Origin of the sequence: Pontibacter diazotrophicus, assembly GCF_003367245.1 — a bacterium.
Lineage (GTDB): Bacteria > Bacteroidota > Bacteroidia > Cytophagales > Hymenobacteraceae > Pontibacter > Pontibacter diazotrophicus.
This window is the reverse complement of sequence record NZ_QRGR01000007.1, coordinates 73,261-95,840: the sequence shown is the minus strand read 5'-3', so window position 1 is coordinate 95,840 and position 22,580 is coordinate 73,261. Positions and strand designations below refer to the sequence as shown.

The window sequence follows — 22,580 nt, the reverse complement described above, 5'->3', positions numbered from 1 at the left end:
GGTTAACAAAAAACAAATTTGCTAACGGTTGTTAGGCTCGCTATCTTTGGTAAGAACAAACAGAAATAATATTGAGCAGAAAAAAACAAATAGAGCAGACGGCCACAGCGCTTTTCAAGTCGAAGGGTTTTTCTGCTACATCCATGCGTGACCTGGCAAATGCCCTGGGCATAGAGGCTGCCAGTATTTACTCTCATATCAAATCGAAGGAAGAGATTCTGCAGCGGGTTTGTTTCCGGATGGCAGATGAGTTCTTCGAGGCCATAGATGCCGCAGAGGCAACAGGGGGCACGGCTACGGAGCGATTGCAGCATGCTATTGCTGCCCACGTACAGGTACTCACCAATAACACAGAGGCTTCTGCTGTATTTCTGCACGAGTGGCGCCACCTGAGCGAACCTTTTCACAGCCAGTTTTTATCTCTGCGCGATACGTATGAGGCGCGCTTCCGCAGAATAATAAGGACTGGCATAGAGAACGGAGAGTTTACAGTACCAGATGAGAAATTTGCAGCTTTAACCATACTTTCAGGTCTGAACTGGATTCATACCTGGTACAAGCCGGAAGGCAAGATGACGCCAGCAGAAATCGCCGGCAATTTATCTCTAATGCTGCTAATGGGCTTAAAAACTAAAACAGACACAACATTACCTAAATCTCACCTTACAACACCGTAAAAGAACAAACTTTACCTGCCGGGCCAGGGATGGAGCGGCAGCATTAACAGAGGCCCCGGCTATACATATGCCGGGGCCTCTGCTCTTTACACCCTACTGGCGACCTGCCTCCCCAAGGTATTTCCCACAGCCCACAAAGCGCTCTCCCTTCGCTATAACCTGAACGGTATAAGGGAACATGTTGCCAGACATGGTGTCCGTGCACGGCGTCTCTGTCAGCTCCACCACCAGCTCGCCATCATCTGTCTGGGCACGATACCTTGTCGTGTTTCCTTCTGTGGCAGGCGCTGGTAAAGGAGCGCTTAATGAAATTGTCTCCGAAGGAAGCGTTTTAAAATACATCCCTTCTTCCAGGTCAATCTCCAGCAACCAGCCTGGTTCATTCCCTGTCGCTACAAAGTCAACCCCCACTCTGCCAGTCCATAGCTGCGTGTCTGATTCTGCCACCTCAGGATCTCTCCTCAACCGGTACATGTCCGTCATCGGTGTCTCAAGGGGATTGCCGCTTTCGTCCAGCATGTTCAGTTCACCCGCCGTAGACAGGCCAAACCGTGTCGGTTCAGCATCCCTGTTGTTTAACTCCAGCACACCCTCATCCGTTATTCGCCAGGTACCAGTCCGGATAGTTTCTCCCATATCTCTGTTCTGATAAACCCGCGTCTCTTCAAAAGTATTATCTTCATTCAGTTGAAGGTCATAAGTAATGCCGGGGCAGTCGATACAAGGGATTACCCCGTGCCAGGTGCCTACCACGTAAGGCATGCTGTTCGGCAACATACCTCCCCCCACACCCACATCTACAGGCCCGGAGGGTATAGTTGTTGTTGCTGTATTGTTGGTTGGATCAGTCGTACAGGCGGCTGTTATCCATAGCAGCAACCCTATATAAATACTCGTATAGATTGTTTTCATACTGCTTTGTACGACCTTTGCTCCTGTGCTGTTCATATTGAGCAGTTTCATACACGCCAATCTTATCTAAAAACAAAAAGCCCCGCATGTAATTGCGGGGCTTCTCATATAGCTTTACGGAAGAGGGCTAGATCTTTTCCATCTCAGCCTGTACAAAATCTGCCAGGCTCTTGATATAGTCTGTGCTGAAATCGAATTTAATACCGGCAGCCTCATACACTTCCCCAATGGAGACGGTATAGCCCAGGCTCAAGGCACGTTTATAAGCGGCCAGCCCTTCAGCAGGATTTTCTTTGTAGTTCTTCCAGACGGCAATAGCGCCTAGCTGCGCCATGGCATATTCTATATAATAGAACGGCACCTCGTAGATATGCAGCTGTTTCTGCCAGGTAAAAGGCTTGAACTGTTCCAGTCCGTCCCAACTCACCAGCTTGTGGTTGAATTTCTCAAAAATGTTAATCCACTCCTGATGGCGCTGCTCCGGGGTCTGCTCCGGGTGCTCATAAATCCAGTGCTGGAACTTGTCCACCGTCGCCACCCAGGGGAATGTCTCCAGCACACTCTCCAGATGCGTGCGCTTAGCACGACGCAGTTCATCTTCGTCCTCGAAAAAGGTGTCCCAGTAATCCATCGAGATTAGCTCCATTGACATGGAGGCCAGTTCAGCTACTTCAGAAGGCGGATGCTTGAAGGCATTCAGGCTCATTTCCCTTGTCAGGAAGGAATGTACGGCGTGGCCGCCTTCGTGCAGCATCGTAATGACGTCGCGGAGGCTGGAGGTAGCATTCATGAAAATGAAGGGAACCCCTATTTCATCCAGCGGATAGTTATACCCGCCCGGCGCCTTCCCTTTTCTTGACTCCAGGTCCAGGTGCCCCATCTCCCGCATGGTAGCAAGGCAGTCGCCCAGGAAAGTGTCCAGGTTATAAAATACCTGCACTGTTTTCTCCAGCAGTTCTTCGCCTTTACGGAACGGTTCCAGTGGTTTTCTGCCGCTTGGGTCCACGTCTAAATCCCAGGGCCGCAGTTGCTCTAATTCCAACTTGGACTTGCGCTCCTCATCTATCTTCGTGAGCAATGGCACAATGGTCTCTTGTATGGATTGATGAAAATCAAAACAGTCCTGTGGGGTATAGTCGAAGCGGCCAAGGGCGGCAAACATATAGTCACGGAAGTTGGGGAAGTCCGCATTCAGGGCAACCTGGTTCCGGAGGTGCAATAGCTCATCAAAGAGGCTATCCAGCTTCTCGCGGTCCTGGAAACGGCGCTGTTGTATAGCCTTCCATGCCTCCTCGCGCACGGCACGATCTGTCCTCTTCAGTCGGTCGGCGGCACGCTGCAGCGTCATCTCCTCACCGTCCAGTGTCACAGTCATGGCTCCCGTTATGGCCGCGTACTGCTGCTGCTTCGTGCTTATCTCGGTTTGCAGCGGAATGTTCTCTTCCCGGAAAATTTCCAATGCGCGCTCTACTCCACGCAGATAGATTTTATACTTTTCCTTGTCGAGGCCATTCCCGTAAGGTGAATGCATCAGCTTCAGATTAAGCTCATGATCGTAGGGTGCAATCTGAGGCTCAATCTCTGAAACAAAATACTGGAACGCCTTTGTGGTTTCCTCGTTTTGTGTGTCGCAGGTCATTCGGATGTAGCGCCAGCCAAGGTCCTCAGACAGCACACTTTCCAGCTCGCTTCGGTCTTGCATCCACTTCTCCAGTTCCTCCACTGAATTTATTTCGCGCGCTTTCAGCTCATCAAAGTATGGCTGCAAAGTCTGCCAGGATTCTATTTTAAAATCCTCTGATAGGTATACCCTTGGCTTCCGTTTCGGAATTGCCAGCTCGGTTGTTTGCATTGTTGTTATGGCAATAAATATTTTGAAAACACAATATATTGACTTCTTACGAAAGTACAAAAAAAAGGCAGCGCCACAAATAATATTTAAGTTGCGCTGCCTTTGTATACGTTATAAATCGCTTACCCGATTTCTATTATCACATTACTTGTTACAGGATGCCCCACACAATTCAGCACATAGCCTTCTTCTATCTCAGCGTCAGATAAACCATCACTCTCCTCCAGGTGCACTCTACCACTCAGGCATTTGCCCCGGCAGGCAGTACACAAGCCTGCCTGGCAGGAGTATGGCAGGTCAATATCCTGATCCAGGGCCGCCTCCAGTATCGTCTGGTCAGGCTCCACTTTTACAGTATATTCTGCGCCTTCGTATATAATGGTCACGTTTTGTGTCGTAATATCTCCGTCGTCCAGGAGGGTTACCTCGCCATGAGAAGTTTGCTCGTCCTCCTGCTGCCCTGCCTGCTTGCTGCTCACAAAACTCTCCCGGAAAATGCGTTCTGCCGGCACATGCAATACCTCCAGCGCATGCCGCACCTCCTGCATCATTCCTTCCGGACCACACATATAATAAACAGCCTCCTGAACCCTGGTTAACTGCAGGCGCTCCAGAATCTTCAGGATGAGGCTCTGGTTCATGCGGCCACGGTGCTCACAGTCATGCTTCGGCTGGCTGAAAATATACTCCACGTGCAGGCGGTTGGGGTTAGCAGCTTTTAGCTGCTGTAACTGCTCTCTGAAAATGACAGTGTTTTCGTCGCGGATGCCATACAGTAACGTCACTTTGCTGCTTGGCTCTTCTGCCAGTACTGCCTTTAATATAGACATGAGCGGCGTAATGCCGCTGCCGGCACCAAACAGAATAACCTGGCGCTGGTTTGTAGGGGCGCAGGTAAGGTAGAAGTTACCGATTGGTTCCATCACTTTTACCTCCTGCCCAACCTGCAGGTGCTCTATTAAATAATTTGACACAAGGCCTCCATCCACACGTTTAACCGTTACGGCAAGGCGGGGGGCTTCATGTGGCGTGCTGCTCAGGGAATAAGAACGGCGTACTTCCTTGCCATCAATGGGCAAAATCAGCGTCAGGAACTGACCGGGTTTATAGGTGATGCTTTTCTTTTCAGGATGCTCAAGATGTATGGTAATGGCATCTGGTGTTTCTCTTGTGATAGCTACAACCTTCAGGTTGAGGTAAGGACTACTCATGTTTGTACTATGTTATCGCTAAATTATCTTGCTTAAGAACTACATATAAAGCTGAAAGTTACAAGAATCCGGACTGTTCTGAGAAATATGCGTATAGAAATTGGCTATACAGGAAGTATTTCATAAAAAGAATAACATTTTTTATGAATATTAGTTGTAATAGATATAAAAAAAGCTGCAACTTTACAGCACGCTGCGTCAGTAGTACGGCGAATTGCCAACTGCCTATGCCTCTTACCTGGTCCTTGTATTAATGAAAACAACATGCTGTACAAATTAACCCTCAAAAACTGTGAAAAAACGGTAGTCGTAGACGACAGAACCTACGAGTACATACAGAAAAACGTGTACCTGCAACAGATAGAGTTTCTGAAGCATTTGCGCATCCACTCCAACGGCTATGCCTTCTTTCAGAAGAACTGGCCTCTCAAAAACGGCAAGTACCGCAACGAGACGATTTACCTGCATAAAATGATTGGGGAGCAGCTGCTCAAGAAGCCTGAAAGCGACCTGAAGCTCTACGTACACTTCAAGAACGGAAACAAACTGGACTGCCGACTCGAAAACCTGGAGTGGGCACCGCTTTGTAAAATTGTTCGCAACACCTCCAAAACAGGAAACAAACTGGGTGTGCGCGGAGTGCACAAGGAAGCGCAAAAGTACCGTGCCATCATTCATTTCAACAAGCAGCGCATCAACCTGGGCACCTTCGAGACATTGCAGGAAGCAGCCTCTGCCTACAGTAAGAAATCCGAAGAGCTTTTCGGCAAGACAAAAAGCCTTAAAACTCTCTCCAAACATGTAGAGGAAGAAGTTGTAAGTAAAGAGTTAGTCTGAATATTATCCTTGAAAGCAAATGTGTGCTTTTAAGTCCTGACAAAGCTCGCTTTCAGGAAAATAAAATTCAAACAAGCTCCTATTTCTGCTTATACTTGCAGGAGGTTCTTTTCATCCTCCTCCTATTCATGCAACAATCAAATAAACTTAGCGAAACACTAAGCAGGCACAGCTATGCCTTTGCCCCTGTACTGGCTGCCGACCTGAATGCTGACAACGTCTGCACCTTAGATTTCACAGCAGCCAACACCCTGCTGCAACAAACAGACCTACAGGATACAGCAGCTTTTAACGCGGCAGTGCAGAAGATGCTGCAGGCAAAGGGAGCCACCGTAGGTGTGGGCGGTTATTTAGAAGATCGGTTCATATACCGCCGCAGTCAGCATTTTGATGTAGCCTCCGAAAGCCGCAACCTGCACCTGGGTGTAGATGTGTGGCTGGAGGCAGGAACCGCTGTCTTCACTCCTTTAGATGCCGTGGTGCATTCTTTCGCGGATAACGATAACTTCGGCGACTACGGCCCCACCATTATTCTGCAGCATGAACTAGAGGGCATCACCTTTTATACCCTTTACGGCCACCTGACCCGCACTTCGCTGCAGGGGCTGCAAATAGGCCAGCACTTTGCAAAAGGCGTCAAGATTGCCGAAGTCGGCCCGTACCCGGAAAACGGCCATTGGCCTCCGCACCTGCACTTCCAGGTGATGGCTTCTATGGAAGGCAAACAGGGTGACTACCCGGGCGTGGCCACATCGGCAGAAAAAGATAAGTACAGGCAACTTTGCCCCAATCCGAACCTTATACTGCAGTGCCGCCACCTGGCATAAGCTTGCAAATTCCTCTAATTTTAAGTAAAATTGCCACCTTTTGGCGCTGCTTTAGCGGGCAGCGCCTTTTATTTTTAAGCTTACATACGTAATCAAAATATGGTGCTGGACATCGATTCCATCCGCGATATGGTGTTAAACATTGTCATGCTTTATGGCTTCAGGCTTGTCGTGGCAGTAGTAATTTTAATAATTGGCACCTGGGTTGTCAAACGCTTAAACAGGCTGTTACAGAACCTCATGCTGCGCAAAGGAGTGGATGAGTCGCTGCGGCCATTTTTGGGCAGTATCATCAATGTAGCCCTGTGGGTACTGCTGATTGTGCTGGTGGTGGCACAATTAGGTTTGGAAATGACTTCCTTTATCGCTGTGCTGGGTTCTGCCGGCCTTGCGATTGGCCTGGCGCTTCAGGGCAGCCTTTCTAACTTTGCCGGGGGCGTACTCATTCTTACCATCAAGCCGTTCAGAGTAGGCGACTTTATTGAGGCACAGGGGCAGGCGGGCACGGTGCACCTGATTAACATCTTCAACACGGTTATTAAAACGGGTAATAATCAGGTTATTTACATGCCAAACGGCCCGCTGGCTTCCAGCGTGGTTGTCAACTATTCTGTAGAGCCGATACGCCGCATGGAACTTAACCTTGTTATAAGCCCGGAAAACGATTTGGTAGCTGTAAAGCACTTACTCCAGGGGCTTATTGAAACAGAACCGCGTATCCTGCCTGAGCCGGCCCCCGTGATTGCTGTCACCGCTTTCACTGAATACTCCCTCACCATCAGCATGCGTCTCTGGGCAAAGAAGGAAGAGTTCTGGCCGCTGAATTGGGAGATGAACGAACGCGTGAAAATAACTTTTGAACAAAACGGTGTGAAAGCACCAGCTCCGGTGCAGAAACGGGAGATGGTTACCGTACAGCAGAACAGCAGAACATAAGTTTTGATTTTGAAATTCTCTTCCCATAAAGCAAAAGCCCCGCTGTTACGCGGGGCTTTTGCTTTATGGGAAGAAGAGACTCTAATGTCTCCACAATTAACTATCCAGCAACTTTCCTAATCGAATTTAATCGCCTTCACCGGCCTGATGCGAGAAACCATGGCAGCAGGTATAAGGATAGCCAGCATGGTGAGCAGGAGGGTAATAACATTAAGTCCAATGATGATACCAGCGTTCCAACTAATAGGCACTGTGTCCATGTAGTAATTCTCCGGGTCGAGCGGAATGATTTTGAAGTAGTACTGGATGGCGCAGAAACCAAGGCCAATTATATTCCCCCAAATCAGTCCTTTGATAGTAAGTTTCAGACCGCGAAAGTAAAAGACCTCCCGAATCTGCGCATCGGTAGCGCCCACAGCTTTCAGCACTCCTATCATATTTATCCGCTCAATAATCATGATAAATACCGTGGAAACCATGTTAAATGAAGCTACAAAAATGATGAGCACCAGAAAAATGACCACGTTTTTGCGCAGCAGCTTTAGCCAGTCGAATAGCTGTGCGTGCCGATCTGTTATTTTCTCCAGTTGTAAATCGTAGTTCATTTGCTCAAACACCTGATCTGCCGCCTGGTCTATCTGCTCAAAGTCTTTAAGCACAATCTCGATACCTCCCACCAGTGTATCGGGCCAGTTGTTCAGCTCGCGTATCAGCTGAATATCACCGATCACAAAGACCTCATCAAACTCTTCTAAACCTGTATTGAAAATGCCTTTTACCTGTAACTTCCGGGCACGTGGCGGATTTTGTATAAAATAAAAAATGGCCTCGTCGCCTACTTCCAGACTCAGCTTACTTGCCACGCTCTGGCTGATGAGCACTTCTTTGGACGATGCCGTATCTGTATACGAAATCAGCTCACCAGACCTTAGGTTCTGCTGCATGGAGTTCATGTCATAGTCTTCTCCCACTCCTTTCAGCACTACCCCGAGTACTTCATCGTCCGTTTTTATGATGGCTGTTTTGCGGGCAAAAGCTTGAATCCGCTCAATACCTGCCACGGAATCTGCCACCCCGATGTTCCGGCTGATGGGTGCCCCTTCCAGTGAATTATTGGTGTCGTATTTGCTCACCTGCAGGTGTGCCCCGAAGGAAAAAATCTTCTGTCTAATCTCGTACTGGAAGCCTTCCAGAATAGCAAAAGACACGATCATGATCGCAATGCCTGCAGCTATGCTGATTATTGCTATTTTTGTAACCGACGACGTAAATGAGCCGGTTTGTACTTCTGATATTTTATCAGATATATATTTGGAGATATTCACTCGCCTTATTTCTTAACAGCTTTAAAGATAGGTATGAATTTTGACTTCTACCTTATGACTATGACACAGCCCATGCTAATACTATATACTTCATTCCTGCTGGCCCTGGGCAATTGTGCCCCTATACAAGCGCCTGCCACAGTACCACAACCTCAGCCTACAGAGCAAACTATGACTGCTGAACCTGAGCAAGCCCCACAGGTCAGACCTTTGCAGACAGGCGCAGAACAACTGGAACTGTACCTGCCCCAGTTGAAGGGCAAGCGTGTGGGCCTCGTGGTAAACCAAACATCGGTCGTTGGCCAAACGCATTTAGTCGACACCTTATTGAGCAGGGGCGTGGATGTGGTTACAATTTTCGCACCAGAACATGGCTTCCGGGGCGAAGCCGATGCCGGTGCATATGTCAAAGACGCAAAAGATATCCGCACCGGTCTGCTCATCATATCACTCTATGGCAAGAACAAGAAGCCATCAACGGAACAGGTAAACAATCTGGATGTGCTGGTTTTTGACATTCAGGATGTAGGCGCCCGCTTCTATACCTACATCAGCACCATGCACTATGTAATGGAGGCCGCCGCAGAAAACAACAAGCCTGTGCTGGTGCTGGACCGCCCGAACCCAAATGGCCATTACGTAGACGGACCAGTGCTGGAGAAGGAGCAACAGTCGTTTGTGGGCATGCACCCTATCCCGATTGTACACGGCCTGACGGTGGGAGAATTGGCCGAAATGATAAACGGTGAGAAATGGCTGGAGGGGCAGCGACAAGCGGACCTGACGGTGGTTCCGGTGGCAAACTACACACACAACACAGCTTATATACTGCCTGTCAAACCGTCTCCGAACTTGCCGAACGCACAGGCTATTACGTTATACCCGTCGCTATGCCTCTTCGAGGGTACAAACGTGAGTGTTGGCCGCGGTACTCCTTCGCCGTTTCAGGTTATTGGCAGCCCCTACTATACTGTTAAAACGTTTAAGTTTACACCGGAGAGCACTGCAGGAGCCACAAACCCACCTCACAAAGGGCAAACCTGCTACGGAATGGATTTAACAGATCCAGCCAAAGCACAGCCGTTCACGCTGGCTTACCTGCAGGAGATGTACCAGCACTCGACACAAAAGGACAAGTTCTTCAATAATTTTTTTGAAAAACTGGCAGGCACCAGCCAACTGCGGGAGCAGATAAAAGCCGGTAAAACGGAGGCGGAAATACGCGCCAGTTGGGAGCCAGCACTATCTAATTATAAGAGCCTCCGTGAGCAGTACCTGCTTTACCCTGAAAATAACTAACGATGACAAGAGATTTACGAATTGTGTTTATGGGTACTCCGGATTTTGCCGTGCCTACCCTGCAAACACTTGTGGAGCATAGGTATAACGTAGTAGCCGTTATCACAGCGCCGGATAAGCCTGCAGGCCGGGGGCAGAAGCTTCACCAGTCACCGGTGAAAGAGTATGCCGTGAGTCAAAATATTCCGGTGCTGCAACCGACAAATCTGAAAGCAGAGTCTTTCCTTGACGAACTACGAAGTTATAAGGCGAACCTGCAGATCATCGTGGCGTTCCGGATGCTGCCCGAAGTAGTGTGGGCAATGCCGGAACTGGGTTCTTTCAATATACACGGTTCGCTGCTGCCGCAATACAGAGGGGCTGCTCCAATCAATTGGGCCATTATTAACGGTGAGAAAGAAACAGGTGTCACTTCCTTTTTCCTGAAACACGAGATTGACACCGGTGACCTTATTTTCCAGGAGCGCGTGCCCATTTTAGAGGAAGATGACTTTGGCTCGGTGTACGAGAAACTGAAGTATGAAGGAGCCAGACTTGCCCTGCGCACCGTTCAGGCCATTGAACGTGACGAGGTGCAACCGCAGCCACAGGTTACCTCTGCTGAAACGAAGCATGCCCCCAAAATTTACAAAGAGACCTGCGAGATTAACTGGAATCAGCCTGCCCAACAGGTGCGAAACTTTATCCGGGGCCTTAGTCCCTACCCTGCCGCCTGGACCCGCTTTAATGACAAAATCTTTAAGATTTTCAGAACTGAGGCCTTAGAAAACATGGATTATGGCTTAGCACCAGGACAGCTGAAAACTGACAACAAAACGTTCCTGCATGTCCAGACTGCTGCTGGTGCCATTTCGGTGCTTGACCTGCAAATGGAAGGCAAGAAACGCATGCCGGTGCAGGATTTATTGAGAGGTTACACCTTTAATGTATAGATAAATGATTGCAATAGTTGTAGCCGCCGCCGAAAATAACGTCATCGGGAAAGACAATGGCTTAATCTGGCACCTCCCTGCCGACCTGCGCCACTTCAAGCAAATCACGATGGGCCATCCTATTCTGATGGGCCGCAAAACCTATGAGTCGATTGGAAAGCCCTTACCCGGCCGTACCTCTATTATTATTACTACGCAAAAGGATTATGCAGCAGAAGGGTGTATCGTAGTACATTCCGTGCAGGAGGCGATTGAACAGGCAAAGCAACTGGACGAAGAGATTTGCATCATTGGCGGCGCAGAAATCTACAAGCAGGCACTCCCCCTGACAGATACGATTTACCTTACCCGCATCCACCACACCTTTGAAGGAGATGCATATCTACCGGAACTGAAGGTGGAGGATTGGGAAACAGTAGAGCAGGAGCACCATGAACCAGACGAGAAAAACAAGTACAGTTACAGCTTCTTAACATTGAAGCGGAAATAAAGACAGCAAGAAGCCTCTCCTCCCGAATAGAAAGGAGCCGACTTGTAAAAAGCACGAGGGCAGCTAAACTAGCTGCCCTCGTGCTTTTTTGCTTAATAGTTTGGTTTACCTCAGAATGTACAGCTTCCCATACCCATTCTTGAAAGCCTTGTCACCGAAGGTGTTGCGGTGCTTCATTTCCTCATCAATTCTGCTCATTACCACCCGGTACAGGTACACGCCGTTTGCCAGCTTGTCACCGTACATATCGGTACCATCCCAGGCATATTCTGTCTTGTTATTGCCAATGCGCAGCGGCCCCAGCTCTTCTTTCATGATTTCCTTTACCACTTTACCTGTCACTGTGAGTATCTGGATTTTCATGTGCTCCGGTATCGTGCTGCCGGTAAGCGTGAAGATAAAGTTGGTTTTAGAGGAGAACGGGTTCGGGAACGGATAGAAGTTTGTTACTCCAGCCTCACTCACTACCTCAAAGCCTATTCTGTAGGGTGATATACCAGAAGCCTTACCGACTGCATCCTTGGCTCTCACTTCCATGCTGTACTTCCCATCGTCCAGCTTCAAGGGCTTATACTCTAGTCTGAAGTCATTCTGCTCTGTGGCGGCAACATAGGTAACCTCCTGTGGGTTATTTACAAGCGACACCTCTTTTTCCTCTTTTACGCCATTTTCCAGGCTTGTAATTAAGATAATGGACATGGCTGATGGGTCCTGCAGGAACGCATGGCGGTTCTCATCTTTTAGCGTAACACTTATCACCGGGCTTGGCGAAACAAGGTCGCCATCCAGGATATGAACGCCATCAAAGGCTACATCCATGATAGGGTGCAGCTTTGGCTTTACACTGAAGTTCACTTCGTAAATATTGTTGAAGTAATGCTGCTCTAGTTGCAGACGCGGGTTCACATACATGCTCAGCTTGTAATCCCCTTCCAGTTCCTGCGTTAATGTAGTGTAATTGAAGGTAACAGTTTCCCCGGCAGCTACAGGTTTAATTTTAAACCGAGAGACAGTTGGTTGAAGCCCATCACCAGATAGTGTTACCTCCACCACGACAGAGTCACGGAAAGCGGTATGCGAAATATTTTCAAAGGCCATGGGTGCCGTAATGCGTCCTCCGCTTGCCTGCTCAGACAAAAGTGCAGAACTCACCTTTACCAGGTCTGGCCTAACGACACCCTCCGGAACGCCCTCGTAAAGCACAAACCACTGCTTTAGCTGCGGTGCAGTTCGGGCTGTAGAATCAGACAGGAAAGCAGTAAGCTTCAGATTAGGGTACAGTTTAGCATCAATAGAGGAAATATCTATCACTTTCTCCTGCACTTTTTCCACCAGCACGGCTTCCTTACCCGTCGTATCAACACCAATCACACTTAAGGTATACTTGTCATCACCACCTTTGAAGCGTTCTATGTTGTGGTGCAATGTCTCCCACTGCAAGGCAGGCCCAACTGCAACAGAAGTGATGGTTCCGGCTGCTCTTGCTGACCTTAAGGTAGCACTAAGCGCTATAGCCTGAGAGGTAGCAGGTGTTGCATCATCTGCCGACGCCGTCATTTCCTGTGCTGTACCTGTCGCAGCTCCTTTCTGGCCTACAATCGCAAAGGGTACATTGGCAGGGAGTGTATTAATCAGGCTTGAGCCTATACTGTTGAAAGCTGCTTTTACCTCGGCAGAGAATGTATGGAAAGGTACCTTATTGATGCTGATAGCTGCCACGTAGTAACCTGCTGGCACAGCGTCAAGGAAAGCTTTTATCTTAGCCACATTGGCGGCCTGTGACAGGTTTCCCGTGTCAAACAGATAAGGCACAGCATTACAAAAAGTTTGACCAGGCAGCGAAGTAACATTTTCTAAAGTGACATTATTAATAACAATGAAATACATTCTGGCAAATGAAGAACCCTCAGGATTGCCACATGAACCACTCAGCTCTTGCGCTCCATTCATAAATACACCATGATGCGAGAAGGAAAATCTAGTATCGCCTCCCACAGTTTTGACTTCTATGAACTTTTGAACATTCCTATACTGCCATGTCCTGTCGCTCTCTGACAGTGAATCAAAGCCTGCAGTCTCTGCATCCTGAAACTGCCCGAAGTGGCTTTGCGACCAACCGCCTTTGGCACCGGTAATATGCCTGAAAGAGCTATTAGCCCAGACAGTGTCCTCTCCTGCCTCGTAGTTAGTAAAGCGGGCGCGCCAGTAATACACCGCACTGTCGCTGCTGGCAGCAGGCAGCGATACCTCCCATACAGGCACTTCAGCATTGGCCACGGTCTGTGACTGGCGCAGCGGACTAGTGAATGATGTGGTGGTATCCATTTCAAAATAGAATCCCTGATTTTCGCTTAGAGTCGTTGCCTGCACTGCTAGTTTCACTTTATCTGTTCCGACGATGCTGTACTTAGAAGGGTAAACAGTTACGATACCACTGATGGGGAAAAAGTGCTGAAACACGGCTGTGTTATTTTCTTCGTTCAACTCCTCTACAGCATTGGGGCTATCCAGTGTTATCTCAAAGGTATTCACCCCCACTGCCAACACATCCTTATTAGGCAGTTTAAGTGTCACCCTTCTTCCCTGGATAATCGGGTCAATCAGGATATCTTCCTGGTGGACAACACTGTTATCAGACAAGGTTCTTTTAATAGAAACATAGATGGGTTCGGTTATGGCTTTTCCCAAATTATCCACATCAAAGGCCACCATAAATGAATCAGCGGCGGCGGTTACTGCTCCTACATCAAAGCCAGTCACCTTAAAATTGTTCTCTTTTATTACATAATCGGGTTTACTCGGGTTGTATGGCTTAAGGGCCGGATCACCTTGCAACGTCATCTCTAACACCATGGCGATGGCCCAGGGGCTTGCTGATTGGCGCATAACTCGCTTTATAGTCTCCTGCTGGACAGCACCCAAGGTGGCCCCGTAGAACGCAGGATCCTGAAAAGCTACCTTATAAAAGTTAGTGGAATACATGTTCAGATAGGTGTCGCCTCCTGTATCTATGTGTGCAATCAAAGCAACAGCGCCCTTATCAGCTGTACGCAACCAGTCTTCTCCAAATGAAACATAATCAGGAACGAAGCTATTCCCCAGGTTACACCCATTCATTAAAATAATAGGATATTTGCCTTTGTTTTGATAATTGTTAACAGCGCTTGATACATAGCCTATGTCCAGGTCATTAGTACTTGTAGAACTATGTCCAAAAAATGTCAGCATGGATAGACCTTTGTTTACCTGTTCAGAAACATTGATGAACTCAGTTACCTCACTCACATTCTTCCTATACCTTTCTGTAACAACAGCTCCTAATAAAGGTCCCTCTGCTATAGCTGCGTAACTCTTAAGATAGCTGGTAATGTCCCTGATTTCATCTCTTGATTTGCCACCGCCAAGCTGTAGGATATTCTTTCGCCATGGCTCTCCCTCTTTAGCGGCATCATACTCTTTTACCTTATTAAGGTAAGCGATGATAGCCTCTGGTGTGGTGACAGAGAGCCTGCCGACAGGAACTTCAGGAGTATAAGAACTGTATTTATAATCTGCAGAGAATACTAAATCAGATGAAGGAGAGATACCTGTAGGCACCAAATCCATTTCATAGACCTTAGGGTGACGTGCGCCCACCTGATAATAACTGAATTTTCCTGTATAGTATTTATCTCTATATTCATCATTTGCGTATGTTACTCCTTTACCAATAATAAACAAATGCGTAGGCTTTGGGGAAGTACCCATGAATCGCACCATCCGGCGGATGGCATTAGAGGAGTAGTCACCATAATGAAATTGATTAACCACCTGCTCCATCTGAACAAGCAATGTATCATATCCTCCTCCGGCAGTTGAAGATCGATATGCAGCATATTCCTTGGGAGCAGGAAGTTTGCTGTTGCCAGCCACTTTCATCAGGCGCTTATTGGTTAAGATGATGTAGTTGTGAGCGCTTGGAGTTATAGCACGGAACGTAATTCCGTTCCTGCTCACCTTTACAGGCTTTAGCGATTTAGAAGCATCCGCAACAAGTAGTTTATGTGTTCTGGCATTATCAGTTTCTATTACAAAACCCTTCGTTGTACCGCTTGAATGTCCTTCTATTCTTACTATATTTTGTAGATCAGTAATATCATAAGCAACAGTTGTAGCAGGAATATTTGAAAAATTAAAGAAGGGGTTTATGTTTCTTGTTGAATCAGTATACAGGTACATAGCGGTTCCTGTAAATATTGGTTTCTGAGGATATGTAAGTCTGCCATATGCAAAGCTAATGGCGTTTCCTTTCGTTGGAGTGGGTATAGGCGCTATCTGAATAACAAATTTACCCTGCTCATTAATATCACTAAACTCAACGCGTTGTCGATCCTTTGCAGAAGCAAAAAAATCATACTCAAAGTAGTTAAGCTTTCTGCTACCTGTGGTAGTAATCACATTCACATTAAACTTATGATATTCCTGATATGCACCAACAGTTGCATACTCAACATAAGGTTTTGGACCACTAGGCTCTACATTGGTGATATTATTTATTTCATAGCTAGTAGGTGCGATATAGTAGTGTGAAAAATACCCTTCCCCTTCATCCATCCAAGGCATTCTTACATGGCGAGTAGAGACATCGTAGAACTTTCCATAGTTAAAGCGGTCGGTCCTTACTGTTAGCGCCTTCTGCAAATGGTACGGCTCCGGCGTGCGGCCGGCAATGGCAGGATTTGACTCCCGCATGCGCTTGCCTCCTGCCGCATTCACTGTGAGAAAATAGGCCGCTGTATCGGTATATAAGCTGTAGAACTGGTGTACCTGGTGGGCTGGATTCTTATACAGTTCACTGTCCAAAGCTCCGTCGTTGCGCTCGCCGTAGAATTCTACATAATCCTGCGTGTCCAATCTGCCATCAGACTCACCCGCAACATAAATGGAGACTTCTTTGCCTCTTCGGAAGAGCTGCAGGTGCTGCGGGTTTACACTACTCAAGCCCAGGCTGTCTAAGAAACCGTAGCTGAGGCGGTGCAGGCCAGTATTGACAACGCTAATTTTATAGTAAGTCTGGGAGTAATCAATCCACTCGTTTCCGTATACTTCCTGCGCTTTTGCGGAACCTCCCGCAATGACAGTCAGGAGAAGTAGGAGTGCGGGTAGTAGTCGCTTCATTATGTATTGCTTATCTGTTTTCTGCCTGGTATAGCAAATATTTTATTTATCGAAAGAGTAACCGAGGGAAACGATGACTGACGACGTGTTGGTACCGCCTATGGCATTGCTCTCGCTGTTGTTGACACGGGAAAGGGCAAGGTCCAGGAGAAGGCCTCCGGTTTTAACGCCTATCCCAAAGTTAGGCTGCAGGCGTTTAGTAGTGCCTCCGTCAAAATTCATGGTTTCCTGATAGTTGTTGATTCCCCCTCTTACAAAGACAGCGTTAGCATAGGCTAGTTCAAGGCCTATATGCGGGTCCAATGACACAACATCAGACTTCAGGAGCACATTTCGCTTCCCGTCGAAGGTGAAGTCAAAATCTGCTGCGATGAGAGCCGAGAATTTATCGTTGAACTGAAATGAGCGCCCGACGCCCAGCACTACTCTTGGAAGGGTTAGCTCGGCAGTGCTTTCGGGCAAGTCGTTGCCGGTTTGCTGGTATGCCTCCTCCAGTTCCTCTATGTTGTGCGTCCAGGCGGTGAAGGTGGTGGTGATGTCTTTTGCCATCAGGCCAAACTGCCAGTTATCGCGCTGCAACTGCGCGCCCACATCCACTCCAAAACCATAGGCATTGGCAAACTGGCCTACATTCCGGTAAATAATTTTTGCGTTGGCACCCAGCATCAGCCCTTCTACCAGGTTACTCCGGCGGGCATAGGATAGGAGCATGGCGTAATCGGCGACTGAGAAGAACCGGATACTGTCATACTGGATATAGCCGTACTCGTTTTGCAGCCGGCGCGTGTCCGCAATATCGTCCACAGCCAGTCGGATAACAGAGACAGCGAGGGCGCTGTTGGTGTCGAGGGGCATGGCAAAGCTGGCGAAGTCGTTTTTGGCAATGCCCGCGAAAAGCTCCGAGTGCATCAGGCTTACATTGTACCTGTTCTGGAGACGCAGCAAGCCGGCAGGGTTCCAGTAGCCAGCATTGGCATCGTTGGCGATAGCTGCCTGCACATTGCCCATGCCGAGCGCACGCCCTCCTACTCCGATGTTCAGAAACTCATTGCTGTATTTCGGAGCGGACACTTGTGCTGCAGCAGCTGACCATACTATAATAAACAGAGCGGCCATGAAACAGCGAAGGGTGAATCTGATCATGTATGGAGGTATATATTATATCAATAGCAAAATTTTACTGCACTCTTTTAACAATCTTGAAGCGGATCTCCTGACTCATAAATTCCCTAAGCAACACAGGCTAAGGCTTTTTAGTTGTTTTTGGTGCACTTTAATTTTAATCAAAAATACTGAATATTCAAGATAAACCGAGAACTGGATAACTAATAAAAAAAACTTCCGTAATTATTTTTATACAGTACCTTGCGTTACATAGTACCTTTCATTATCTTTACTTCAACATTATAACGGAATCATCATGAAAGTAGAAAACACACAAGTGCAGATGAGGAAGGGAATTCTGGAGTTCTGCATCCTGGAGATTATCTCTCGTGGTGAAGTATATGCGTCCGACATGTTGGAAGAGCTAACAGCGGCCAGAATGATCGTTGTGGAGGGCACACTCTACCCTTTGCTCACCCGCCTCAAGAACGCGTCGCTTCTCGACTACAACTGGGTAGAGTCAACTTCAGGGCCGCCCCGCAAATATTACACCCTTACCGAGACCGGGCGCGAGTTTTTAGAACAACTCCGGCTAACCTGGTCAGACTTAGTTGCCTCCACTGATTACATTATCCAAAACAAGAAAGCGCAGCAATCATGAAAAAGAATATAAGCATCAACTTGCAAGGCATCATCTTTCATATAGAGGAGGATGGTTATGAGCAACTCAGCAGATACCTTGCCTCCATCAGAACATACTTCTCCAATTATGAAGGCCATGAGGAAATTGTTGCCGACATCGAGGCACGCATTGCCGAGATTTTCTCCGCGCGGCTTTCTCCGGGCAAGCAGGTCATCTCTCAGGAGGATGTGGAATACCTGATAGGGCGCATGGGCAGTGTGACAGATTTTGAGGTGCTGGACCCAATAGAAGAAGGGATTCCAAACCCGCAGCCAGCCCCAACTGCCTACGAAGGAGCATATGAAGAAACATATGATGGAGCCTACGGAACACATGAAACCTCCGGCGCCTATACAGCAGGCCCTAAAAAACTCTTCAGGGACGTTAACCGCAAAGTTATTGCCGGCGTCGCCTCTGGTTTAGCCAATTACCTGAATGCAGACCCGCTCTGGGTAAGGCTGTTCTTTGTGCTGTTGGTTTTATTAGGCATTGCGTCTGCGGGCATATCAGCTGCAACAGGCATTATCCTCTATGTTGTACTCTGGATTGCCATGCCGGAAAATGACCAACTGCCGGAGACAACAGCCAGAAAGCTGTTCCGCGACCCTGAAGACAAGAAACTGGCGGGGGTAGCCAGCGGTATTGCCAAATACTTTGGTGTAGATACAGCTGTGATCCGCGTCCTGTTTATCGCCCTAATCTTCGCTGGCGGGTTTGGTATTATTGCATACATCGTGCTTTGGGTGGCCATGCCCGAAGCCGTTACCCTATCCGAGCGCCTGCAGATGCAGGGTGACCCCGTAACGCTGGCTGGTATAGAGAAAACGCTGAAAGACAACCTGAACATGAAGGACAGCAACGGCGAGGAAAGTCAACTGGCTAAAGTCATCCTGCTGCCTTTCCGCCTTATCTCCCAGCTTTTTAACTGGCTCGGGAAGGCCCTCGGCCCTATCTTCGCCTTCCTGATCACGCTTATCCGTATTGGAGCCGGTGTTATACTGCTGGTTGTATCCATTGGCCTGACCATCGCCCTCTTCTCCACGTTTTTTGTTTCCCTTGGCTTAGTAGACGACCCCCAATTTATCTTTCCTGGTGATTTTCCGGCCTCCGTGTATCTCGGGGGCTTTCCCAGGCTCGGACTGGTGGCAGGCTTTTTTGTAGGTTTAATTCCGCTTCTGTTACTGATTATACTGAGCGTGAGCCTTCTGGTAAAACGCACTTTTCTGCGCCCCTTTGTTGGCTGGTCTTTGTTTGCGGTGTGGCTCGTGAGCCTTTTCACTATGATTGCAACTATCGCGATGCATAGCACCAACTTCCGTCGCTCTGGCGAGGTAGTTACCTCTAAAACCATTCCTGTGGCTAACTATGGCACTCTTACGCTGGACGCATACGACACAAACACAAACTATGATAACGTCTACATCGATGTACGCGCCCACAACAGCGATAATATCGAGATTATACAACGAGCAGAGGCTAAAGGCAGAACAGAAGAGGAGGCGAAGCAAAATGCCAGCATGATCACATACCGCGTGGTTCAGCAGGACTCAACGCTCCGCTTCGATAACAGCTATGAGTTTAGAGAAAATGCTGCTTACCGCGATCAGGAACTAAGTATTACGCTCATGCTCCCGCAAGACAAGCCCTTGCGCCTGACCCGCGCGTTTACGTACCTGTTGCCAAGCGCCTCTTTCGCCCAGAGTTACAGTGTAGACAAGATTGTGCGCAACACCTGGCAGGCAAGCGGCGACCAACTGGAGTGTCTTACCTGTGCCGCAGATACGCTGGATACGGAAGAGGCAGACTCCGAAAACTTGTCCATGGACCTTGAGGGAATAAGCGGCAGCGTGCTGCTCGACGAGGAAGCGTATAGCAGCAACGCCAGGACCTTTGATTTTGACGATTTCAGTGAGGTAACTGTGAGCGGACCATACCATGTACAAATCAAGCAAGGCAGCAACTACAGCATACGGGTGCGAGGCGAAGACAAAGAACTCAGACTTTTGTCAATTGAAAAAAGTGGCCAGGAGCTGCGCGTCCGCTATGCTGAGGAGAACTTTAACCTTTTCGATGATCGAAACCCAGTGCTGATACAAATTGTAGCACCGGATTACAGAAGCATCGACCTAAGCGGAGCCATCAAAGCAGATATTGGCCGAATCAGTTCGGACGACCTCCAGATGAACTTTGCAGGTGCCATCAGGTCTACTGCTGATGTGAATGTACGCAACCTGAAAGTAGATATTGCCGGAGCCTCTATCAGCAAGTTTACCGGCCGCACCGAAAGTTTTGAACTGGATGCTACGGGAGCCGGTGTTGTGGATGCGGACGGACTTCAGGCAGCTTCAGTAGATGCTGACGTAACGGGTGCCAGTGCCGCACAAGTATACGCCACCAACAAGCTTCGTGCCCAGGCATCCGGCGCCAGCCGCATCACCTACAGAGGCAACCCCTCCGACACCACCATCGACAGCAACGGCCCCAGCAGCGTGAAACGCCGCTAGGAAAGCAAGCCGTGCCTAAACTATGAAAATAGCGGGTTGAGTTTTGAGACACCTCAACCCGCTCTATTTACCTGCCACTAGTACAATCTAAAACTATTTTGAAAAATAAGCCTTTCCTATTCCTAACTGCCGCTACTGTGGTGTTAAGCATGTCTCCTGAAGCCGTGGCACAGCATCAAAACACCACAGCCTGCGACGGAAAATTACTCTCTTACCTAAACTGGAAAGAAACTCCGGCAATGCAGCGCCTAACTACCAGATCAAGTAAATCTGCAACTGAAAGACTATTTGAAGCTGGACATAAAGTACGCTTTCAAAGATATAGGCCAGAAGTATAAGGTAACACTATATAATAACGCCTGATATTTGCGTTATTATAAAAGTAAATTAGTTTAGTTGTTGTTTGATGAGTGCCCCTGGCGAAGCCCCCTCTCCTTCCCTTTTTCTAACAGGAAGGCGAAGGCTTCGTCAAACTCATTTCTGACCTTGCCTTCCAGAATCGCCTCCGTTAGCACCTCTTTCAGTTCTCCTACCGTTTTAGATGGCTTCAACCCAAAAGTTTCCATTATTACTTCACCCGTAATTACTGGCTGGAAGTTGCGCAGTTTATCGCTTTCCTCTACCTCTACCAGCCGCTTCTCCACCTTATCGAAATTCTGCAGGTAACGCTTTACCTTCGTATCGTTTTTAGACGTGATATCGGCGCGGCACAAAGCCATGAGTGCCTCCACATCGTCACCCGCTTCAAAAAGCAGGCGACGTATGGCGGAATCTGTTACGGTTTCTTTTACCAGAGCTATCGGACGCAGGTGCAGTTTTACCAACTTCTGCACAAACTTCATGTGCTCGTTCAGGGGCAGCTTTAAATCTTTGAAAAGCTTGGGCACCATGCGGGCGCCACGGTCTTCGTGGCCGTGAAAGGTCCAGCCCACTTTGGGCGAGTAGCGCTTGGTGTCGGGTTTGGCGATGTCATGCATGATGGCTGCCCAGCGCAGCCACAGGTCATCCGACATCTCCGCCACGTTGTCGAGCACCTGAAGCGTATGATAGAAGTTGTCTTTGTGCGAATTGCCGTTGATCGTTTCCACACCTTGCAACTCTGTCATCTTCGGGAAGATGATTTCCAGCAGCCCGGACACAAACAGAAGTTTAAACCCATAAGAGGGTGTGGGCGAGAGAATAATCTTGTTCAGTTCGTCTGTAATACGCTCCTGCGATACAATCTTGATTCGCTCTTTGTTATCGGTGATGGCATCAAAGGTATCAGGATCAATATCAAAGCTAAGTTGGGAAGCAAAACGGATGGCACGCATCATACGCAGCGGATCGTCCGAAAAAGTAATACCCGGCTCCAGTGGCGTCCGGATAATCTTGCGCTTCATATCCTTTATACCGTCGAATTCATCTATCAGCTCGCCGTAGTTCTGTTTATTCAGGCTAATACCCAATGCGTTGATGGTAAAGTCGCGCCGCTTCAGGTCATCATCCAGCGTACCCTGCTCCACCTCCGGCTTGCGGGAATGCGCTCTGTAAGACTCCTTGCGGGCCCCTACAAACTCTACCTCCCACTCATCCGCCCGCAGCATGGCCGTTCCGAAGTTTTTAAAGATGGATACTTTGGGTTTATGCGGCAGTTTCTGAGCCACCATGGCAGCCAGGGCAATCCCATCACCTACACACACAATGTCTATATCCTTGGACGGTCGTTTTAGTATAAGGTCGCGCACAAAGCCTCCGATTACGTAGGCATCGGTGCTTAACTCAGCGGCCGCCTCGGCTACAACATTAAAAATCGGGTGTTTCGGTAGTTCTGCTTTATCCATCTCTAAAAATCA

16 protein-coding genes are annotated in these 22,580 nt (G+C 48.3%); 9 read left to right on the top strand and 7 right to left on the bottom strand.

Annotated elements, in window-relative coordinates; genetic code table 11:
• The first annotated feature begins 71 nt into the window (after positions 1–71).
• Positions 72–677, top strand: coding sequence for a TetR/AcrR family transcriptional regulator (locus DXT99_RS07070; protein WP_115564836.1), 606 nt, complete (start codon positions 72–74; stop codon positions 675–677).
• A 93-nt stretch (positions 678–770) separates the two neighbouring features.
• On the opposite strand, the gene DXT99_RS07065 is transcribed toward DXT99_RS07070, so the two are convergent.
• The 3 genes from DXT99_RS07065 to DXT99_RS07055 all read right to left on the bottom strand — a co-directional run bounded on the left by DXT99_RS07065 (position 771) and on the right by DXT99_RS07055 (position 4,652).
• On the bottom strand, positions 771–1,589 hold the full coding sequence (locus DXT99_RS07065; RefSeq protein ID WP_181885056.1) for a copper resistance protein NlpE N-terminal domain-containing protein: 819 nt from the start codon (positions 1,587–1,589) through the stop codon (positions 771–773).
• Positions 1,590–1,716: 127 nt separating this feature from the next.
• A complete protein-coding gene (locus DXT99_RS07060) occupies positions 1,717–3,441 on the bottom strand; it encodes a M3 family oligoendopeptidase (protein WP_115564834.1) in 1,725 nt (574 codons plus the stop codon).
• A gap of 122 nt (positions 3,442–3,563) precedes the next feature.
• A complete protein-coding gene (locus tag DXT99_RS07055) occupies positions 3,564–4,652 on the bottom strand; it encodes a ferredoxin--NADP reductase (protein ID WP_115564833.1) in 1,089 nt (362 codons plus the stop codon).
• Between the two features lie 264 nt (positions 4,653–4,916).
• Here DXT99_RS07055 and DXT99_RS07050 point away from each other — a divergent pair, with 264 nt between their 5' ends.
• The 3 genes from DXT99_RS07050 (at position 4,917) to DXT99_RS07040 (ending at position 7,252) form a co-directional block, all read left to right on the top strand.
• Complete coding sequence (locus tag DXT99_RS07050) at positions 4,917–5,489, top strand: HNH endonuclease (RefSeq protein WP_115564832.1); 573 nt, start codon at positions 4,917–4,919, stop codon at positions 5,487–5,489.
• Between the two features lie 128 nt (positions 5,490–5,617).
• On the top strand, positions 5,618–6,316 hold the full coding sequence (locus DXT99_RS07045) for a peptidoglycan DD-metalloendopeptidase family protein (protein ID WP_115565024.1): 699 nt from the start codon (positions 5,618–5,620) through the stop codon (positions 6,314–6,316).
• A gap of 99 nt (positions 6,317–6,415) precedes the next feature.
• Complete coding sequence (locus DXT99_RS07040; RefSeq protein WP_115564831.1) at positions 6,416–7,252, top strand: mechanosensitive ion channel family protein; 837 nt, start codon at positions 6,416–6,418, stop codon at positions 7,250–7,252.
• A gap of 116 nt (positions 7,253–7,368) precedes the next feature.
• On the opposite strand, the gene DXT99_RS07035 is transcribed toward DXT99_RS07040, so the two are convergent.
• Complete coding sequence (locus DXT99_RS07035; RefSeq protein ID WP_115564830.1) at positions 7,369–8,577, bottom strand: ABC transporter permease; 1,209 nt, start codon at positions 8,575–8,577, stop codon at positions 7,369–7,371.
• A gap of 60 nt (positions 8,578–8,637) precedes the next feature.
• Between DXT99_RS07035 and DXT99_RS07030 the strand changes: the two genes are divergently transcribed.
• The 3 genes from DXT99_RS07030 to DXT99_RS07020 are packed head-to-tail and all read left to right on the top strand — an operon-like array spanning position 8,638 to position 11,298.
• A complete protein-coding gene (locus tag DXT99_RS07030; protein ID WP_115565023.1) occupies positions 8,638–9,876 on the top strand; it encodes an exo-beta-N-acetylmuramidase NamZ family protein in 1,239 nt (412 codons plus the stop codon).
• 2 nt (positions 9,877–9,878) lie between these two features.
• Positions 9,879–10,808 carry a methionyl-tRNA formyltransferase gene (gene fmt, locus DXT99_RS07025; protein WP_115564829.1) on the top strand — a complete coding sequence of 310 codons (930 nt, stop codon included), beginning with the start codon at positions 9,879–9,881 and terminating at the stop codon, positions 10,806–10,808.
• 4 nt (positions 10,809–10,812) lie between these two features.
• Entirely contained in the window at positions 10,813–11,298 is a 486-nt protein-coding gene (locus DXT99_RS07020; protein WP_115564828.1) for a dihydrofolate reductase, read from the top strand.
• Between the two features lie 105 nt (positions 11,299–11,403).
• Here the strand turns inward: DXT99_RS07020 and porU2 are convergent, their stop codons facing one another.
• Together porU2 and DXT99_RS07010 are read right to left on the bottom strand one after the other, a co-directional pair.
• Positions 11,404–16,455, bottom strand: a complete 5,052-nt coding sequence (porU2, locus tag DXT99_RS07015; RefSeq protein WP_115564827.1) for a putative type IX secretion system sortase PorU2 — start codon at positions 16,453–16,455, stop codon at positions 11,404–11,406.
• 42 nt (positions 16,456–16,497) lie between these two features.
• Complete coding sequence (locus DXT99_RS07010; RefSeq protein WP_246000515.1) at positions 16,498–17,598, bottom strand: putative type IX sorting system protein PorV2; 1,101 nt, start codon at positions 17,596–17,598, stop codon at positions 16,498–16,500.
• A gap of 277 nt (positions 17,599–17,875) precedes the next feature.
• Here DXT99_RS07010 and DXT99_RS07005 point away from each other — a divergent pair, with 277 nt between their 5' ends.
• Positions 17,876–18,220 (top strand): PadR family transcriptional regulator, encoded by a 345-nt coding sequence (locus DXT99_RS07005; protein WP_115564825.1) that lies wholly within the window; start codon positions 17,876–17,878, stop codon positions 18,218–18,220.
• Complete coding sequence (locus DXT99_RS07000) at positions 18,217–20,745, top strand: PspC domain-containing protein (RefSeq protein ID WP_115564824.1); 2,529 nt, start codon at positions 18,217–18,219, stop codon at positions 20,743–20,745. The genes DXT99_RS07005 and DXT99_RS07000 overlap by 4 nt, the downstream gene beginning before the upstream one ends.
• 392 nt (positions 20,746–21,137) lie before the next feature.
• Here DXT99_RS07000 and DXT99_RS06995 read toward each other — a convergent pair whose 3' ends face one another.
• Positions 21,138–22,568: a CCA tRNA nucleotidyltransferase gene (locus tag DXT99_RS06995; protein ID WP_115564823.1), complete on the bottom strand. Its 1,431-nt coding sequence runs from the start codon at positions 22,566–22,568 to the stop codon at positions 21,138–21,140.
• Positions 22,569–22,580 lie beyond the last annotated feature (12 nt).

Coding starts and splice junctions, on each gene's coding strand:
- DXT99_RS07065 (WP_181885056.1), bottom strand. CDS start 1,589: ATGAAAACAATCTATACGAGTATTTATATAGGGTTGCTGCTATGGATA.
- DXT99_RS07060 (WP_115564834.1), bottom strand. CDS start 3,441: ATGCAAACAACCGAGCTGGCAATTCCGAAACGGAAGCCAAGGGTATAC.
- DXT99_RS07055 (WP_115564833.1), bottom strand. CDS start 4,652: ATGAGTAGTCCTTACCTCAACCTGAAGGTTGTAGCTATCACAAGAGAA.
- DXT99_RS07050 (WP_115564832.1), top strand. CDS start 4,917: ATGCTGTACAAATTAACCCTCAAAAACTGTGAAAAAACGGTAGTCGTA.
- DXT99_RS07045 (WP_115565024.1), top strand. CDS start 5,618: ATGCAACAATCAAATAAACTTAGCGAAACACTAAGCAGGCACAGCTAT.
- DXT99_RS07040 (WP_115564831.1), top strand. CDS start 6,416: ATGGTGCTGGACATCGATTCCATCCGCGATATGGTGTTAAACATTGTC.
- DXT99_RS07030 (WP_115565023.1), top strand. CDS start 8,638: ATGACACAGCCCATGCTAATACTATATACTTCATTCCTGCTGGCCCTG.
- fmt (WP_115564829.1), top strand. CDS start 9,879: ATGACAAGAGATTTACGAATTGTGTTTATGGGTACTCCGGATTTTGCC.
- DXT99_RS07020 (WP_115564828.1), top strand. CDS start 10,813: ATGATTGCAATAGTTGTAGCCGCCGCCGAAAATAACGTCATCGGGAAA.
- porU2 (WP_115564827.1), bottom strand. CDS start 16,455: ATGAAGCGACTACTACCCGCACTCCTACTTCTCCTGACTGTCATTGCG.
- DXT99_RS07010 (WP_246000515.1), bottom strand. CDS start 17,598: ATGATCAGATTCACCCTTCGCTGTTTCATGGCCGCTCTGTTTATTATA.
- DXT99_RS07005 (WP_115564825.1), top strand. CDS start 17,876: ATGAAAGTAGAAAACACACAAGTGCAGATGAGGAAGGGAATTCTGGAG.
- DXT99_RS07000 (WP_115564824.1), top strand. CDS start 18,217: ATGAAAAAGAATATAAGCATCAACTTGCAAGGCATCATCTTTCATATA.
- DXT99_RS06995 (WP_115564823.1), bottom strand. CDS start 22,568: ATGGATAAAGCAGAACTACCGAAACACCCGATTTTTAATGTTGTAGCC.